This window comes from Janthinobacterium sp. MP5059B (assembly GCF_001758645.1).
Taxonomy (GTDB): Bacteria; Pseudomonadota; Gammaproteobacteria; order Burkholderiales; family Burkholderiaceae_D; genus Janthinobacterium; species Janthinobacterium lividum.
In genome coordinates, this window is the sequence record NZ_LRHX01000010.1 from 173559 (window position 1) to 189910 (window position 16352).

Genomic DNA, 16352 nt, shown 5'->3' on the forward strand with positions numbered 1-16352 from the left:
GGGCCAGCATGCCTCCGAAAGAGCGTAGCGGCGCCATCCTGACGGTGGACCTCGACGCCGTGCGCGCCAACTACCGCTTGTTGCGCGACAAGGCGCATCCTGCCGCCTGCTCGGCCGTCGTGAAGTCCGACGCGTATGGCCTCGGCGCCGCGCAAGTGGGCGCGGCCCTGTATGAAGAAGGTTGCCGCCATTTCTTCGTGGCCCACCTGGAAGAGGGGATCAGCCTGCGCCCGCATGTGGCGCCGGATGCGGACATCTTCGTGCTGCACGGCCCGCCCGTCGGCACGGAAGGCGAATTCACGGCCCATGGCTTGACGCCAGTGCTCAACAGCGAGCCCCAGGTGGCCGGCTGGCGCGCGCATGCGAAGGCGCTGGGCACCACACTGGACGCCATCGTGCAGGTCGACACGGGTATGTCGCGCATGGGCCTGTCGCCGCAGGAAATCGACGCCTGGCTGCTGGACCCGCATTTTCTCGACGGCATCAAGGTGCGCTACATCATGAGCCACCTGGCTTGCGCCGACGAGCGCAGCAACCCCATGAATGGCGAGCAGCTGGCCCGTTTCACCGCCATCCGCGCCCGTTTGCCGCAGTACCGCGCCAGCCTGGCCAATTCCTCGGGCATCTTTTTATCACCCGATTTCCACTTTGACCTGGTGCGTCCCGGTGCGGCCCTGTATGGCATCGGGCCGCAGGGCGGCGAACCGAATCCCCTGCGCTCCGTGGTGCGCCTGCAAGGCAAGGTCATGCAGACGCGCACGATTGCCGCCGGCGACCACGTGGGCTACAGCCGCCGCTACACGGCCAGCGAGCCGCGCCAGGTGGCCACTGTTTCCGTCGGCTACGCCGATGGCTGGCTGCGCAGCATGAGCAACCAGGGCCTGGCCATCGTCGACGGCGTGAAAGTGCCGCAGATCGGCGCCATCTCGATGGATTCCATCACGCTCGACGTGAGTGCCATCGCCGGCGACCGCGTCGCGCCGGGCAGCCTGGTCGACCTGATCTGCGCCGAACATCCGGTCGACGCGGTGGCGGCCATGGCCAATACCATCGGCTATGAGGTGCTGACCAACCTGGGCGGACGCTATTACCGCGAGTATCGAGGCCTGGCTGGCGGCGCACGCTAAGCAGCGCAAAACCGATGATTGTGTGGCAAGATAGCCCCGGTGTGAACTCCACTCCGGGGCTTCTTTTTAATCATCATCGGGGATTTATATGAGTCAATATAACGTTGCTATCATCGTCGGCAGCCTGCGCAAGGATTCCTTCAACCGCAAACTGGCTGATGCGCTCGTCAAGCTGGCGCCGCCCGAATTTTCCTTCAAGCACATCGAAATTGGCGACTTGCCGTTGTACAACCAGGATGACGATGGCGCGCAGTCCGAGCAGGTGCTGCGTCTGAAGTCGGATATTTCTGCTTCGCAAGCTTTGCTCTTCCTCACCCCCGAATACAACCGCTCGATCCCCGGCGTGCTGAAAAACGCCCTCGACCACGGCTCGCGTCCGTATGGCCAGAGCGTGTGGGGCGGCAAGCCGGGCGCAGTGCTCGGCGTTTCCGTGGGCGCCACGGGCACGGCGCTGGCGCAGCAGCATTTGCGCAATGTGCTCGCTTACCTGGACGTGCCGCTGCTGGGACAACCGGAAATGTTCATCCAGGCCAAGGAAGGCCTGTTCGACGAGCATGGCGGCATCGGCCCGGCCAGCCTCGGTTTCTTCCAGGGCTGGATGCAGCGCTACACGGACTGGGTCCGCAAGCACGCCATCCACGCTTGACGCATATCAAGGCGGCAGCGCTCTGCGTTGCCGCTTGTACACATTCTTTGACCATGGATGCCAACATTTCAATATTGGCACGGGTGTCTCGGTATAATGCGCCCTTTCTTTAGCGCAATACTTTCCGATTTTTTGCCGACCCATGTGGACTAAACCTGTTCTGCGCATGAATTTGCGCCGTTTGATCGTGCTCGTGGCCTTCGCCAGCGCCCTGGTGTCCCTGGCCAATACCTTCTATGCCAGCTACAGCGTCCAGCGCCAGTTGCTGATCGATACCACCCTGGAAGCGAACCACGCTTACGCGAGCAAACTGGCCAGCACGGCCGAGGACTTCCTGCAGTCGGCGCGCCAGCAACTGGCCTACAGCGCTGGCAGCCTGCCATCGCGCATGGGCGACGAGCACTGGCTGACGGACGAGGCGCAGCGCCTGCGCCTGCAAACGAACAGCTTCAATTCCGTGCTCATCGTCGATGCCCAGGGCAAGGTGCTGGGCGTGTCGCCGGAAACGCTGGCCTTGAAGAACCGCACGCTCGATTCGGCCGGTGCCGTGCAGGCGTTGCGCGAACGGCGCCCACTGGTGACGCAGCCGTACGTGTCCTCGGCCGGCAACCTGGTGGTCTTCATTTCGCATCCCATCCTCGGCAAGGATGGCCGCTACCTGGGTTATGTGGGCGGCAGCATCTACCTGAAACAGAAAAACATCCTGTACACCATGCTGGGCCAGCATTACTACCGCGACGGTTCCTACCTGTACGTGGTCGACCAGAGCCGGCGCCTGCTGTACCACCCGGACCCCGAGCGCCTGGGCGACGTGGCCGGCAGCAATGAAGTCATCGACGCCATCATCGCGCAGCAGGGCGGCGGCAACCGGCGCATGCACAACAGCCTGGGCGTGGACATGCTGGCCGGCTACGCCATCATGCCGTCGACGGGCTGGGGCATCGTGGCGCAGCGCCCCACGGCCATGACCCTGGCCCCGCTGAACCAGCTGATGGCCAACACGGTATGGCATTCCCTGCCGATTGCCTTGCTGAGCCTGCCATTCATCTGGTGGCTGGCCAGCCTGATTTCGCGGCCCCTGGTGCAGCTGGCCGAGGGCGCGCGGCGCATGGATGCGCCCGGCACTGCCGAGCACATCGCCGCCATCCGCTCCTGGTACGTGGAGGCGGCGCAAATCAAGAAAGCTCTGCTGAAGGGCCTGGCGCTGTTGCAGAACAAGATCGGCAAGTTGAAGACCGACGTGCAGACGGACCCGCTGACGGGGCTGTCGAACCGGCGCGGCATGGCGGCGGCGCTGGATGCGTGGCAGGCACAGGCGCGGCCGTTTTCCGTCATCGCCATCGATATCGACCATTTCAAGCAAGTCAACGACCAGTGGGGCCATGCCGTGGGCGACGAAGTCATCCTGCGCTTGGCGCAGCTGATGCGCGCCTGTTCGCGCGATGCCGACGTACTGTGCCGCAATGGCGGCGATGAATTCATCATGCTGCTGCCCGATGCCGACCTCGACGTGGCCATGCAGGTGGCCGAGCGCTTGCGCGCCAAGGTAGCCGCCGCCGTGATTCCCGGCGCGGGCTTTGTCACGGTATCGCTGGGCGTCGTATCGTCGGAACAGGAGGCGGGCAATACGGACGCCGTGCTGCGCGCCGCCGATGCGGCCCTGTACGTGGCCAAGGAAAATGGGCGCAATTGCGTGGGCATCACGGAGCCCGCCTGACAGGCGGGCCGTGCGGCATGAACTGATACGCTGTTTTCTATTGCATCTGAGCCTGTTCCGTTTGCCTGCCAGCGCTTACCATATAGCCCTGATGAGGTACAACGAGGATAACGGACATGGCAGGGTTGGATGTTGATGACGTTTGAGCAAGAACTTGGTATCCGCTGCGACGTCAATGGGCGGCCACACCCGCTGGCCTTCCTCGGATGCCGCGGACTCAACTATGGCCAGCACAGCGTGCTGCCGCTGCATCCGTTCCGCCTGAGCGTGCCGGAAACGGCGCTGGCGGGCCTGCTTGACGAGCCGTTTAACAGTTTTATCCAGACTTGCCGCGAAGACGACCTGCAGGACGAGGAAAGCGACTTGCCCGAGCTGATGCAGGCCGGCTATCCCGACATCACGGCCATGCTGGCGGGCCACCGGCCGCTGCTGGCCGAAATGTTGTACGACTTCATGATCAGCGATTTGATGGACGCGATCGGGCGCGCCAGCGGCTACCGGCCCCTGCGCGCACGCTACTGGGGTGATGTCGAGGCGGCAGATGCCCGCGCGTATTTCACCGTCAATGAAGTGCAAAAAGTGTCTTTTGCCGATGGCCAGGCCATCTTCGAAGGGCAGGGCTACTACGGCATCTATGTCATCTGGCTGACGCACGGCTACCGGCGCAAATAGGGGCTTGACCTTCCTCATGTGGGAAGGTTTATAGTGGCGCCATGAACCGTGCCTTTTTCCGCTTTCTCGTCCGCTCGCTGCTCTGGCTGCTGGCCGTCACGCTGCCCATGCAGGGCTTTGCGTCGGCCATGCGCAGCTGCTGCGTGGACGAGCTGGTGGCCGCCGTCACGGTTGCCGCCGAGGCCATGCCGGCACCCCAGTGCCATGACATGGGCGACATGGCCGGCATGCACATGCAGGACCAGCCGATGAAAATGGCCATGGACGATGGCGGCGTCACGCACCACGGCCACGATTGCAGCAACCATGGCGCGTGTACGGTGGGCGCCACGGCGCCGCCCGGCATGCCTGCCTTGCATGCCTTGACCCTGCGCGCGCCGCCTCCCGCGCTGGCGCCCGATTCCCTGTTCGCCGGGCATATCCCGCCTGGTCCCGAACGTCCCCCGAGAAGCACGCGCTCCGCCTGACCGCCCGTTGAACCTGGCGGTGCCGCCGTCGCACGTCCCAGCATCTTGAGCCTTGCACCGGCCGCGCCAGCGTTCCAGTCGCGCGCCCGCCGCGCCACACCCTGTCATTCAAGGAATACCATGAAACACCTGTTCAGCCTTGCGCTGGCTGTACTGCCGCTGGCCGCCGCAGCGCAATCCCCGTCCGCCCCGCAAGAGGCGCAGGCATCCGTGCCTGCCACCACTTACCGCTCCGCCTTCCTCGGCTACCGTCCCGCCGCCGAGGATGACGCCACGCCCGACCAGGCCTGGCGCGCCGTCAACGAGAAAGTCGGCAAGGCCGGCGGCCACATGGGCATGATGAAGATGGATGGCCACAAGATGGATGGCCACAAGATGGAGGGGCACAAGATGCCGATGGATAAGCCGGGTCCCAAGCCGGATGCCCAGCCCGCCCCGCAACACCAGCATGAAGGACACTGACATGGCCCGCTTCACAAAATCAACTTGCCTGACGCCGCTGGCGCTGGCGGCAATCTTGCTGCTCAGCGGCTGCGCCAGCTTCAGCCAGGATGGCGGCATGCAGGCGGTGTCCGCGCTGGCCGACGCCCGCACGGGCGCTCCCGCAGCGCTGGCCGACAAGGGCGGCGAGGAAAAATTGGCTGCCCTGCTGGCCCAGCCCCTGGATGCCGACAGCGCCGTGCGCATCGCCCTGATGAACAACCACGGCATGAAGGTGGCGCTGGCCGAACTGGGCGCGTCCGAAGCGGACCTGGTGCAGGCGGGGCGCTTGCGCAATCCCGGCCTGTCGTTCGGCCGCTCGCATGGCAGTCACGGCAATGAAATCGACCGCGGCGTCAGCTTCGACCTGGCCGGCCTGCTGACCATGCCGATGCGCGTCAACATCGAGAAGGGCCGTTTCGAGCAAGCCAAGCTGCAGGCCGCCAATAGCGCCGTGCAACTGGCGTCGGACACGCGCCGCGCCTACTTCAATGCCGTGGCCGCCGTGCAGACGGAAGCTTTCATGCAGCGGGCGCTGCTGTCGGCCGAGGCGGGCGCCGAACTGGCCACGCGCTTGCAGCAGGCGGGCAACTGGAGCCGCCTCGACCAGGCGCGCCAGCAAGTGTTTTATGCGGACGCCGTCGGCGACCTGGCCCGCGCGCGCCACCAGGCCACGGCCACGCGCGAGCACCTGACGCGCTTGCTGGGCCTGTGGGGCAAGCAAACGGCCTTCACCTTGCCGTCGCGCTTGCCCGATTTGCCGGCCAAGCCAGCCGAGGCGGGCAATATCGAGGCGCAGGCGATGGAGCAGCGCCTCGACGTGCAGATGAGCAAACTCGACGCGCATGCCACGGCCGACGCGCTGGGCCTGGCCAAGGTGACGGGATTCGTCAACGTGCTCGACGTGGGCTATACCAACAAGAGCAGCAGCGAGGCACCGCGCGAAAATGGCTATGAAGTCTCGCTGGAATTGCCCCTGTTCGACTGGGGCTCGGCGCGCAATGCCAAGGCACAAGCGTTGTACGAGCAGTCGCTGCAGCGCACGGCAGGCACGGCCGTACGGGCCCGCTCGGAAGTGCGCGAGGCTTATTCGAGCTACCGCACGGCCTATGACCTGGCGCGCCACTACCGCGATGAAGTTGTGCCGCTGCGCAAGACGATCTCGCATGAAGTATTGCTGCGTTACAACGGCATGCTGGCCAGCGTGTTCGAACTGCTGGCCGATGCGCGCGAACAGGTTGCCAGCGTCAACAGCGCCATCGAGACCCAGCGCGATTTCTGGATTGCGCAAACCGAACTGCAAGGCGCCATCAATGGCAGCGGCCCAGCCAACAAGGAATAATGATGATTACACGTAGAAACTTTTTCATGAACGCGGGCGCTGTCGCCCTGAGTGCCGCCGCTGTCAGCAGAGTCGGTGCGGCATCGTTGCCGGAAGCCGTCAGCATGGCTGGCGCCGACACCAAGGCGCCGCCACCGCCACCGAACGGGCGTCCATACAACCCCGTCGTCACCCTGAATGGCTGGTCCTTGCCCTGGCGCATGAACAACAACGTCAAGGAATTCCATCTGGTGGCCGAGCCCGTCGTGCGCGAACTGGCGCCCGGCATGATGGCGAATCTATGGGGCTACAACGGCCAGTCGCCAGGACCCACCATCGAAGTGGTGGAGGGCGACCGCGTGCGTATCTTTGTCACCAATAAATTGCCGGAGCACACCAGTGTGCACTGGCATGGCCAGCGCTTGCCGAACGGCATGGATGGCGTCACGGGCCTGACCCAGCCCGGCATCGCCCCGGGCAAGACCTTCGTCTATGAATTCGTCGCCAAGCGGCCCGGCACCTTCATGTACCACCCGCATGCCGATGAAATGACGCAGATGGCCATGGGCATGATGGGTTTCTGGGTGACGCACCCGAAAGACCCGAACTTCATGAAGGTGGACCGCGATTTCGTCTTCTTGCTCAGCAACTACGACATCGATCCGGGCAGCTACACGCCGAAGATCATGACCATGACGGATTTCAACCTCTTCACGTTTAACAGCCGCGTCTTCCCCGGCATCGACCCCATGGTCGTGCGCCAGGGCGACAAGGTGCGCGTGCGCGTGGGCAATCTGACCATGACGAACCACCCGATCCACATGCATGGCCATGAATTCGAGGTGACGGGCACGGATGGCGGCTGGACGCGCCCCGAATCGCGCTGGCCCGAAGTGACGACGGACGTGGCCGTGGGCCAGATGCGGGCCGTGGAATTCACGGCCACGGACCTGGGCGACTGGGCTTTCCACTGCCACAAGTCGCACCACACGATGAATGCCATGGGGCATGACGTGCCCACCATGATCGGCGTCGACCACCAGGGCGTGGCCGCAAAGATCAACCAGCTCGTGCCCGGCTACATGGTGATGGGCGAGCGGGGCATGGCCGACATGGGCGAGATGCAGATGCCGATCACCGACAATACCTTGCCGATGATGGCGGGCGACGGCCCCTTCGGCGCCATCGGCATGGGCGGCATGTTTACCACAGTCAAGGTGCGCAAGGACCAGAAACCGGGCGACTACCGCGACCCGGGCTGGTACAAGCACCCGGCCGGCAGCGTGGCCTATGAATGGACGGGCGCCTTGCCGGAACCCGTGCGCGGCCAGGGTGCGGGCAAGCAAGTGGTGAAAGGCGGCGTCGAGATGACGGTGCGTAAACCTGGCGCCCACTCGGGCCATTAACGCGGGCAATCAGGTACCGTCCTGAACGGCTTGCCTAGCATGGCAAGCCGTTTCGTGTGTTGCTATAAATCAATGAATTGTTGTTTGGTGACAATCCGAGCATTTTTTTCCGTGTTTTTTCTTTATATTCAAGCCAGTACGCTCCAGTTACATCGAGTATCGGCCAGTCTTATGGGAGAAATCATGTTGAACCGGATGAAGGTGGGAACGCGTTTGCTGGCGGCTTTTTTTTGCGTCGCGCTAATGGGGGCCATCGTGGCCGGCATCGGTATCTTCAACATGGGCAAGATCGATACCATGGCGGGGCAGATGTACAACCATGAATTGCTGGGCTTGTCGTATATCAAGGAAGCCAATATCGCCTTGATCAAGGTGGGCCGCGCGCGCAGCAATTTCTTGCTGGCGACGACCGCCGAGGAACGCGCCACGCGCCAGGCCGACATCGCCAAATTTCTCGATTCAAACAGGGCCTATCTTGCCAAGGCCCAGCCGCTGTTCGTCACGCCGGCCGCCAAGGAACTGTTTGCCCGCTTTGCCGCCGTCGAAGCCGAGTACGTCGTCACCATGCAGCAGGCGCTCACGCTGGCCGCGGCCGAACCGCTGGCCCAGCGCAGCGCGCAGCTGATCGAATTGCTCAACAAGACGCGACTGCATGCCGATGAGCTCGACGGTGTGCTCGACAAATTATCATTGCAGAAAGAAGAGCGCGCCAAGGCCGCTTCCGAGCAAGCCTCGGGCGTGTACCAGGCCAGCCGCAGTTTCATGATCGCGCTGGTGCTGGGCAGCGTGGCCGCCGGCCTGGCGCTGGGCGCGCTGATCACGCGCGGACTGACGCGCCAGCTGGGCGGCGAACCGGCGTATGCCGTCAAGATCGCCGGCGCCATCGCCGAGGGCGACCTCACCGTCGATATCCGCACGGCCAGCCACGACAGCGCCAGCCTGTTGTTTGCCATGAAAACCATGCGCGACAAGCTGGTGGGCATCGTCAGCCAGGTGCGCTCGGGAACGGACACCATCAACACGGCCTCGGGCGAAATCGCCCAGGGCAACCTCGACCTGTCGTCCCGTACGGAAGAGCAGGCCAGTTCGCTGGAAGAAACGGCATCGTCGATGGAACAACTGACGTCGGCCGTGCGGCAGAACGCGGACAATGCGCGCCAGGCGAATGCTTTGGCCGGTGCCGCCTCGGAGGTGGCCGGCAAGGGCGGCGCCGTGGTGGGGCAGGTGGTGCAGACGATGGAATCGATCAATGCGTCTTCGCGCAAGATCGTCGACATCATCAGCGTCATCGACAGCATCGCTTTCCAGACGAATATCCTGGCCTTGAACGCGGCCGTGGAAGCGGCCAGGGCGGGCGAGGAGGGGCGCGGATTTGCCGTCGTGGCATCCGAAGTGCGCAACCTGGCGCAGCGCTCTGCCAGTGCCGCCAAGGAAATCAAGACCCTGATCGGCGACTCCGTCGAGCAGGTGGAGATCGGTTCCAAACTCGTGCATGACGCGGGCAAGACGATGGATGAGGTGGTCGCCAGCGTGCGCCAGGTGGCCGACATCATGCAGGAAATCACGGCCGCCAGCGCCGAGCAAAGTGCCGGCATCGAGCAAGTCAACGAGGCCGTGCTGCAGATGGACCAGGTGACGCAGCAAAACGCGGCCCTGGTTGAGGAGGCGGCGGCCGCCGCCGAATCGCTGCAAGACCAGGCGCAAACCCTGACGGAACTGGTGGGCGTATTCCGCCTGCATGCCCAGGCGCAACAGATGGCCGTGCCCGCGTCCAGCAACGTCACGCCGCTGCGCCGGCCGGCGCCACCCGCCAGGCAGGGCGTGCGGCGCCTGGCCTGACGGCGGCGGGATCGGGCGCAATCGGCGCGGCGGTGGTAGGCTGTCGCTATTGCGCGTTTACCACTTCCGGGTCTTTCATGCCGTCTTCCTGCTTGCTGTGCTTACCTCTGCTGTTGCTGTCCCTGGCGCCCCTGGCGCAGGCGCAGGACAGCGATCCCGTCCTGCCTTACCGTCCTTCGGTGGCCAGTCCCGCCCAGCTGCCCGTGCCGGGCCAGCTGGAATTCGAGGCCGGCGGCCTGCTGTCGAAAACGGACGGCACGCGCCGCGCCAGCCTGCCGTACACGTTCAAACTGGCGTTTACGCCCGAATGGGGCGTGCTGCTGGAAGGCGAGGGCTTCGTGCGCGCGCGCGACGCAACGGGCCGGCGCGAAACGGGCGTGGGCGACACGACGGTCGTGCTCAAGCGGGCCTTTTTGCTCGACAGCGCCACGGCCCTGGGTCTGGAGCTGGGCTGGAAGTTGCCGACAGCCAAGGACAGCATCGGCAGCGGCAAGAGCGACGTGTCGCTGAACGGCATTCTCAGCCGCGACCTGGGCGCCGTGCACGTGGATGCCAACCTGAACGCCACGCGCCTGGGGGCATCGGACCCTGGCGCGGGCAGGGTGCAAACGGGCTGGGCGACCTCCTTTTCCACGCCCGTCAGCGACCGCTGGGGCGCCACGGCGGAAGTGTCGGGCACGCGCTTGCGCGGTGTGCCGGCCACGGCCCAGCTCTTGTTGGCCGCCACCTACAGTCCCACGCCGCGGCTGGCCATCGATATCGGCTTGGCGCGCGGTGTGACGGCGGCGTCGCCGGACTGGTCGCTGTTCAGCGGCCTGGTCGTGCCGTTGGGTAAGCTGTGGTGAGATTGCCACGGCTTTCCTTATGTGTCCTTGCGAACAAACAGTTGGTTGTACAAGGTCTACAATTGCGGCATAACTGATAAAAGGAGTGTCCCATGAAAACCCTCATTCTCGCCGCCGTCCTGCTGTCGGCCGCTACCGCTGCCGTCGCCCAGGTTGGCGTCTCCGTCACCGTCGGCCAGCCGGGCTTTTACGGACGCATCGACATAGGCGACTATCCAGCGCCGCAATTGATCTATGCCCAGCCCGTCATCGTGCAGCGCCCGCAATACTATTCGGCGCGCCCCATTTATCTGCGCGTGCCGCCCGGCCATGCGAAAAACTGGTCGAAGCACTGCCGCAAGTATAATGCCTGTAACCAAGAGGTATATTTCGTCCAGGATAGTTGGTATAACAACCAATATGTGCCCCGTTACCGCCAGCAGCATGGCGACCATGGCCGTCCCGATTACGGTGACCGCGGCCGTCATGACAACAAGCATGACAAGCACTTTGACAAGCATGATGACAAGCGCGACAAGCATGACAACAAGCCGGGCAAGGGCCATGGCAATGGTCACGGCAATGGCAACGGGCACAGGGATTAACACGCAGGAGGATCTTTGCACAGTAAAATCGTTATCGTAGGGGGAGGAGCAGGCGGCCTGGAGCTGGCCTGCAAACTCAGCCGCAAGCTCGGCGCCGGCCAGGTCACCCTGGTCGACAGCCGGCTGTACCATATCTGGAAGCCTTCGCTGCATGAAGTGGCGGCCGGTACCCTGGACATTCATCAAGAGGGCCTGTCGTACCAGATGCTGGCGCATGACAATGGTTTTACCTATGTCTATGGTCCGTTGATCGGGCTCGACGCCGCGTCGAACAGCCTCACCGTGGGCGCCATCGCCACCGACAAGGATGAGCAGCTGCTGCCGCAGCGAACTGTCAGCTACGACCAGCTGGTGCTGGCCGTGGGCAGTACCTCGAATTACTTTGGCGTGCCCGGCGCCCAGGAAAACACGATTTCCCTGAATGCCACGGAAGATGCCGAACGTTTCCGGTTGACCCTGCTGAAACTGCTGGCCATGGCCGAGCAGCGCCAGGGCGACGCGGGCCACCCCGGTGTCGACATCGTCATCATCGGCGGCGGCGCCACGGGCGTGGAACTGGCGGCCGAATTGCGCGAAGCGAGCGGCGTGTATGCGGCATATGGTTTCCAGAATCTCAATGCCATCAAGGATGTGCGCATCACCCTGCTCGAAGGGGCGCCGCGCATCCTCGCGCCGCTGCCCGAGCGCGTGTCCATCGCCGCCTCGAAACTGCTGTATAAACATGGCATCACGGTGGTGACCGACACGCGCGTCACCACGATCGAAGCCGACAAGGTGACGGTGGCCAGCGGCACCAGCTATGCGGCCGACATCTGCGTGTGGGCCGCCGGCATCCGCGCGCCGGAATTCCTGTCCACGCTGGGACTGCCGACCAACCGCGCCGGCCAGCTGGAAGTGACGGGCATGCTCAATGTGCAGGGCCACGCGAATATTTTCGCGCTCGGCGACTGCGCCGCCTGCACGGGGCCCGATGGCAAGCTGGTGCCGCCGCGCGCCCAGGCGGCCCACCAGCAAGCCGATTACCTGCTGAAAACGTTCCTGCTGCAAGCGAAGGGCAAGCCGCCGCAAACGAAGCCGTACGAATACCTGGACTACGGTTCGCTCGTGTCATTTGGCCGCACCACCTCGGTCGGCACCCTGATGGGTTCCCTGAAGGGCCTGAGCTGGTTCGTTGAAGGGTTTGTCGCGCGCATGATGTATGTCAGCCTGCACCTGATGCACCACAATGCCGTGCTGGGCAGCGTGCGCACGGCCGTCATGGCCATGGGCCGTTTCCTGATCAAGCGCAGCACGCCACAGGTCAAGCTGCACTAAGCCGTTGCTATCCCATCAAAAAGGGGCCTTGCGGCCCCTTTTTATTTGCCGCGCGCGATGGGCGCCGCTTCGCAGCGTCCCCGCGTCATTGGGAAATCGATGGTGGTGAGCTTGCCCTTCAAGGTGCCGGTGATGCTGGCATGCAGGATGCGCTCGCTGTCGTGGCGGTAGATGATGCGGCTCGGGAAGTCATTGTCCAGGTTGGCGAAGATGAATTCATTCGGCTTGTCCTGGCGCAGCAGATTGAAGATCACGGGCGGCTGGCCCGACGGCTGCACGATGTAGGCCAGCTGGCCCGGTTCCGTGAGGCGGATCTGCACGAATTCAAAGGCTGTCGTCTTGCCGCCCTTGACGGTGCGGCTGGTGCCGAGGATGGTGCCGCCGGCGGCCGTGCTCCATTGTTCGCCGGAGCCGGGCTCGGCGCCATCGACGTTCCAGCAGCCGGCCAGCCAGGCCAGCTTGTCCACGGTTTCCGGCGGCGGCACGGTGTTGTCGGCGGCCTGGGCGGCACCCATGGCCAGCAGCGCTGCCAGCAAGGTCGTTGCGAGTCGTTGCATGCCATCTCCTGTCGTTGCGATGTTAGCGGTCACTAGGGCACGCCGGTGGCGTGCCTGACCAGTGTAGCCGATGCTGGGCTGCACACGGCAAACACTTTATACTCGGGAAAGATGCCGACCGTCACCACCATCACGCCAAGGACAATCATGCACGACACTTCCACGCAGCCGCGCGGCGCCGCCAGGCCGGGCCAGTTCGACGAGCGCTACATCAGCCTGAAAAGCCTGGGCCTGGACCCGGAGCAGCTCGATTTTTACCAGCTGCTGCTGGCCTGCAGGGCGAAGGGGGAAGCGGGGGAAAGCCTGCGACAGGTCGCGCGTTTCCGCACGGATGGCTATGGCAAGTCCCGCTTCATCAGCAGCCTGGATGCGTTGCCGGCGCCGTTGGCCACGTTTCCCCTGTGGCGCGCCGAGCTTGACGGCTGGCCCGGCGAACTGGCGCGCGAGGACTTGCTGGCGCGGGCCTGTGCAGCGCTGGAGCAGCCGGTCGGCGTCTTCCTCGCCTCGACCGGCTGGCGCACGGCATTGCCCGACGTTTGGCAAACCCTGCTGGCGCTGGGATGGCGGCAGGCGGGTTCTCCGGCCGATGCCGCCCTGGCGGCGCAATTGACGGATGTGTTGCGTGTTGGACATTTCTTGCAGGTGCTGGCAGGCGATCGCACCAGCCTGGCCGGGCATGGCGCGCGCCGCGATGTGCTGGGGGCGCAACTGCTGTTGCCGGAAGAGGGGATGCCGCTGCCCCGTTGAGGCGGGCACGGCGCCCGCTGCGGGAAATTATTCTTTTGGCGTAATGCGCGGCAAGACGACGGTCAGGGCCGTGCCGCCTTGCGGATTGGCCGTCAGGCTCAGGGTGCCGCCCAGGTAATGCACGCGCTCGCGCACGGAACGCAGGCCGTGCTTGCTCATTTCGACGGGCTCGCTCTTCGGCAGCCCCACGCCGTCATCCTTGACGGTCATCATCAGCGCGTCCTCATTGTCGTCGATGATGATATCCACTTGCGTGGCGTGGGCGTGCGCGGCGATGTTGCCGAGCGCTTCTTCCAGGGTGCGCAGCAGGGCCACGCCCACGTTGCGCGGGCAAATCAGTTCATCTTCGGGCAGGCTGCAGCGCACGGTGATCTTGTGCTGTTCGGCAAATTGCGCGGCCAGTTCGCCCAGCGCCACATTCACGCCGAGAAACTCGAGCTTGTCGTTCCACAGCTTCATCTGCATCTGGCGGTTGGTCTCGATCACATTCAGCAGCAATTGCTTCATCGTCGCCGCGCGGTCGAGCAGAGCCGCTTCCTGCGGCATCTTTTGCGTCAGCAGCGACAGGTGCATGGTCAGTGCCGTCAGCGAGGAGCCCAGGCTGTCGTGCAACTGGCGCGACAGGGCGCGCCGTTCATTGTCCCAGCTGGTGTTGACATGACCCAGCAACTCGCTGAGGTCGGCGGCGCGTTCCGCATCGGCCTGGGCCGCTTCCTTGTTCGGATCTGTTTGTGCGGACATAGCGCCCCGTGAATGGTGAAAGGTGAGGACCAAATTCAAGTTGTGGATCATACATGAGGATTTCATCGCGGGGCGCATGGATGGAAAATTTCTGTCTTTTCGGCAATTTTGATCTCCTTCCATCATTTTTATATGATAGGCAATATTATCGCTTTCGCCAGCGGGCAAAGTTCCCGTCGTTACGTACGGCTGCGCACATACCGGGACGCTGCGCGCTGCCATAGTGGGGCTGTGCATCCCCATGCAGCATAGCCGCCCCGCGGCGCAGGGCGCGATACAGGCCCGCTTACCGAAACGAAAGGACATGCCATGAATATCGATACCATCGTCGACAAGGAATACCTCGACAAAAGCTTCCGCGACATCGTCAATGCGCCCATCAGCGCCCTGCGCGGCGTCAGCGCGAAGGATGCCAAGGCCTTGCAGCAAGCGTTTGGCGTGAACACCGTGCGCGAACTGTCCAACCTCAATTTCGTCAAATGGGCCAGCGCGCTGGCCATCCTGGCCGATGAGGAGGGCATGAGCGGCGAAGAGCGGGCCAAGGAAGAATTGCTCGATGACGCCGTGGAAATGACGTTCCCTGCCAGCGACCCGATTTCCGTCGATGCCGGCATCACGCGCATCGAAGTGCCGCCCGAAACCGTCAATGCGCAAACGGATCACCAGCATGCGGGCCAGCATGAAGTGAGCGCTGGCAAGAAATAAAGCATCCAAAGCAAAAAAAACGGCTGGCCGTGAGGCTTGCCGGTTTTTTTACGTGCCGCTCAGTAAAGAACTTCAGGCGATCGGAACTTCAGGCGATCGACGGGATGCTGCTTTTCTGCATGTTGACCTGCGAGGCGATCACTTCGTGCGGCGTGCAGCAAAAGCGGTTCTTGCCGGCGCGCTTGGCTTCATACAGGGCCGTGTCGGCCGCGCCCAGCAGGGATTCGACGGTGCTGGCGTCGTCCGGGTAGATGGCGATGCCGATGCTGGTCGACAGGCGCAGGGTCAGGTCGTTGATGAAATACGGCTCGGAAATGACTTCGATCAGCTTGGCAGCCGGTTCGCGCGCGTCGCCCTTGCCGGCCAGGTTGCCCAGCACGATGACGAATTCATCGCCGCCGATGCGCGCCACCGTGTCTTCCTTGCGCGATGCGCCCACCAGGCGGCCCGCCACCATTTTCAGGATATCGTCGCCATAGCCGTGGCCGTAGCTGTCGTTGATGGCCTTGAAGCCGTCCAGGTCCAGGTACAGGATGGCGGACTTGCCGCGGCTGCGGGCAGATTGCTGCAAGGTATGCTCGATGCGGTCTTCCAGCAGGCGCCGGTTCGGCAAACCCGTCAGCGGATCGTGCAGCGCCAGTTCCTGCTGCTGCTTGCTGTATTGCGCCAGTTCCTTGTACAGCAGGCGCACTTCCAGCATGTTGTGGATGCGTTTGTGCACTTCCATCAGGTCGAAGGGCTTGCTGATGAAGTCGCGCGCGCCTGCTTCCAGGGCGGCGATCTTGAAACTCGGCTGCGCCGTCAGGGCCAGCACGGGCAGGTAGCCGCCATGTTCGATTTCCTTCAAGCCTTTCATGACCTGGAAACCATTGAGTTCCGGCATCTGCAGATCCAGCAAGATCAGGTCGTAGCAATGCTCCTGGTGCAGGGGGCAGACCTGCGCCGGACGCATGGTTGCCGTAACATTGGTGTAGCCGGCATCGCGCAGGATTTCCAGCATCAGGTCGACATTGTCGGGTGAATCGTCAACGACCAAAATTTTGGCTTTCAAAATCTCATCTTGGCTGGGCATGTAGGGTCTCGGTTATACGGTCTATGCAACACTGGCCTCTACCGCAGCGAATAGGCTGGCGGCGCGGCTGACGGCGGTCGGATGATAGTAGCGCTTTGCAACAAGATAGGGC

17 protein-coding genes are annotated in these 16352 nt (G+C 63.6%); 14 read left to right on the forward strand and 3 right to left on the reverse strand.

The window, feature by feature from the left end; translation table 11 throughout:
* The first annotated feature begins 8 nt into the window (after positions 1 to 8).
* The 12 genes from alr (at position 9) to JAB1_RS13755 (ending at position 12418) form a co-directional block, all read left to right on the forward strand.
* Positions 9 to 1127, forward strand: a complete 1119-nt coding sequence (gene alr / locus JAB1_RS13700; RefSeq protein ID WP_254672088.1) for an alanine racemase — start codon at positions 9 to 11, stop codon at positions 1125 to 1127.
* 88 nt (positions 1128 to 1215) lie between these two features.
* On the forward strand, positions 1216 to 1773 hold the full coding sequence (locus JAB1_RS13705; protein WP_070280283.1) for an NAD(P)H-dependent oxidoreductase: 558 nt from the start codon (positions 1216 to 1218) through the stop codon (positions 1771 to 1773).
* Positions 1774 to 1939: 166 nt separating this feature from the next.
* Entirely contained in the window at positions 1940 to 3490 is a 1551-nt protein-coding gene (locus tag JAB1_RS13710; protein ID WP_244965258.1) for a sensor domain-containing diguanylate cyclase, read from the forward strand.
* Between the two features lie 135 nt (positions 3491 to 3625).
* Entirely contained in the window at positions 3626 to 4162 is a 537-nt protein-coding gene (locus JAB1_RS13715; RefSeq protein WP_139144549.1) for a hypothetical protein, read from the forward strand.
* A 41-nt stretch (positions 4163 to 4203) separates the two neighbouring features.
* Positions 4204 to 4629, forward strand: coding sequence for a hypothetical protein (locus JAB1_RS13720; protein ID WP_070280285.1), 426 nt, complete (start codon positions 4204 to 4206; stop codon positions 4627 to 4629).
* A 120-nt stretch (positions 4630 to 4749) separates the two neighbouring features.
* Positions 4750 to 5091, forward strand: coding sequence for a hypothetical protein (locus tag JAB1_RS13725; protein WP_070280286.1), 342 nt, complete (start codon positions 4750 to 4752; stop codon positions 5089 to 5091).
* Position 5092: 1 nt separating this feature from the next.
* On the forward strand, positions 5093 to 6451 hold the full coding sequence (locus JAB1_RS13730) for a TolC family protein (RefSeq protein ID WP_070280287.1): 1359 nt from the start codon (positions 5093 to 5095) through the stop codon (positions 6449 to 6451).
* A gap of 2 nt (positions 6452 to 6453) precedes the next feature.
* Positions 6454 to 7836, forward strand: coding sequence for a copper oxidase (locus tag JAB1_RS13735; protein WP_070280288.1), 1383 nt, complete (start codon positions 6454 to 6456; stop codon positions 7834 to 7836).
* A gap of 183 nt (positions 7837 to 8019) precedes the next feature.
* Positions 8020 to 9675, forward strand: a complete 1656-nt coding sequence (locus tag JAB1_RS30545; RefSeq protein WP_275527769.1) for a methyl-accepting chemotaxis protein — start codon at positions 8020 to 8022, stop codon at positions 9673 to 9675.
* 77 nt (positions 9676 to 9752) lie between these two features.
* On the forward strand, positions 9753 to 10520 hold the full coding sequence (locus JAB1_RS13745; RefSeq protein ID WP_244965256.1) for a transporter: 768 nt from the start codon (positions 9753 to 9755) through the stop codon (positions 10518 to 10520).
* A 92-nt stretch (positions 10521 to 10612) separates the two neighbouring features.
* Entirely contained in the window at positions 10613 to 11104 is a 492-nt protein-coding gene (locus tag JAB1_RS13750) for a hypothetical protein (protein ID WP_070280290.1), read from the forward strand.
* A gap of 15 nt (positions 11105 to 11119) precedes the next feature.
* Entirely contained in the window at positions 11120 to 12418 is a 1299-nt protein-coding gene (locus JAB1_RS13755) for an NAD(P)/FAD-dependent oxidoreductase (RefSeq protein ID WP_070280291.1), read from the forward strand.
* A gap of 41 nt (positions 12419 to 12459) precedes the next feature.
* Here JAB1_RS13755 and JAB1_RS13760 read toward each other — a convergent pair whose 3' ends face one another.
* Positions 12460 to 12975 carry a DUF6265 family protein gene (locus JAB1_RS13760; protein ID WP_071653355.1) on the reverse strand — a complete coding sequence of 172 codons (516 nt, stop codon included), beginning with the start codon at positions 12973 to 12975 and terminating at the stop codon, positions 12460 to 12462.
* A 147-nt stretch (positions 12976 to 13122) separates the two neighbouring features.
* On the opposite strand from JAB1_RS13760, the gene JAB1_RS13765 reads away from it, so the two are divergent.
* On the forward strand, positions 13123 to 13722 hold the full coding sequence (locus JAB1_RS13765) for a hypothetical protein (protein WP_070280292.1): 600 nt from the start codon (positions 13123 to 13125) through the stop codon (positions 13720 to 13722).
* 27 nt (positions 13723 to 13749) lie between these two features.
* Here the strand turns inward: JAB1_RS13765 and JAB1_RS13770 are convergent, their stop codons facing one another.
* Positions 13750 to 14463, reverse strand: coding sequence for an ATP-binding protein (locus JAB1_RS13770; protein ID WP_070280293.1), 714 nt, complete (start codon positions 14461 to 14463; stop codon positions 13750 to 13752).
* Positions 14464 to 14772: 309 nt separating this feature from the next.
* Between JAB1_RS13770 and JAB1_RS13775 the strand changes: the two genes are divergently transcribed.
* The gene (locus JAB1_RS13775) at positions 14773 to 15168 is read left to right on the forward strand and encodes a hypothetical protein (protein WP_034783088.1); all 396 of its coding nucleotides are present in this window, start codon (positions 14773 to 14775) and stop codon (positions 15166 to 15168) included.
* An 88-nt stretch (positions 15169 to 15256) separates the two neighbouring features.
* On the opposite strand, the gene JAB1_RS13780 is transcribed toward JAB1_RS13775, so the two are convergent.
* Positions 15257 to 16240: a diguanylate cyclase gene (locus tag JAB1_RS13780; protein WP_034783090.1), complete on the reverse strand. Its 984-nt coding sequence runs from the start codon at positions 16238 to 16240 to the stop codon at positions 15257 to 15259.
* Between the last annotated feature and the right edge of the window lie 112 nt (positions 16241 to 16352).

What these genes read in the sequence shown, in the direction of transcription:
- JAB1_RS13720 (WP_070280285.1), top strand. Translation starts at nt 4,204, where the DNA reads ATGAACCGTGCCTTTTTCCGCTTTCTCGTCCGCTCGCTGCTCTGGCTG.
- JAB1_RS13775 (WP_034783088.1), top strand. Translation starts at nt 14,773, where the DNA reads ATGAATATCGATACCATCGTCGACAAGGAATACCTCGACAAAAGCTTC.
- JAB1_RS13750 (WP_070280290.1), top strand. Translation starts at nt 10,613, where the DNA reads ATGAAAACCCTCATTCTCGCCGCCGTCCTGCTGTCGGCCGCTACCGCT.
- alr (WP_254672088.1), top strand. Translation starts at nt 9, where the DNA reads ATGCCTCCGAAAGAGCGTAGCGGCGCCATCCTGACGGTGGACCTCGAC.
- JAB1_RS30545 (WP_275527769.1), top strand. Translation starts at nt 8,020, where the DNA reads ATGTTGAACCGGATGAAGGTGGGAACGCGTTTGCTGGCGGCTTTTTTT.
- JAB1_RS13735 (WP_070280288.1), top strand. Translation starts at nt 6,454, where the DNA reads ATGATTACACGTAGAAACTTTTTCATGAACGCGGGCGCTGTCGCCCTG.
- JAB1_RS13780 (WP_034783090.1), bottom strand. Translation starts at nt 16,240, where the DNA reads ATGCCCAGCCAAGATGAGATTTTGAAAGCCAAAATTTTGGTCGTTGAC.
- JAB1_RS13715 (WP_139144549.1), top strand. Translation starts at nt 3,626, where the DNA reads ATGACGTTTGAGCAAGAACTTGGTATCCGCTGCGACGTCAATGGGCGG.
- JAB1_RS13725 (WP_070280286.1), top strand. Translation starts at nt 4,750, where the DNA reads ATGAAACACCTGTTCAGCCTTGCGCTGGCTGTACTGCCGCTGGCCGCC.
- JAB1_RS13765 (WP_070280292.1), top strand. Translation starts at nt 13,123, where the DNA reads ATGCACGACACTTCCACGCAGCCGCGCGGCGCCGCCAGGCCGGGCCAG.
- JAB1_RS13760 (WP_071653355.1), bottom strand. Translation starts at nt 12,975, where the DNA reads ATGCAACGACTCGCAACGACCTTGCTGGCAGCGCTGCTGGCCATGGGT.
- JAB1_RS13770 (WP_070280293.1), bottom strand. Translation starts at nt 14,463, where the DNA reads ATGTCCGCACAAACAGATCCGAACAAGGAAGCGGCCCAGGCCGATGCG.
- JAB1_RS13705 (WP_070280283.1), top strand. Translation starts at nt 1,216, where the DNA reads ATGAGTCAATATAACGTTGCTATCATCGTCGGCAGCCTGCGCAAGGAT.
- JAB1_RS13710 (WP_244965258.1), top strand. Translation starts at nt 1,940, where the DNA reads ATGAATTTGCGCCGTTTGATCGTGCTCGTGGCCTTCGCCAGCGCCCTG.
- JAB1_RS13745 (WP_244965256.1), top strand. Translation starts at nt 9,753, where the DNA reads ATGCCGTCTTCCTGCTTGCTGTGCTTACCTCTGCTGTTGCTGTCCCTG.
- JAB1_RS13730 (WP_070280287.1), top strand. Translation starts at nt 5,093, where the DNA reads ATGGCCCGCTTCACAAAATCAACTTGCCTGACGCCGCTGGCGCTGGCG.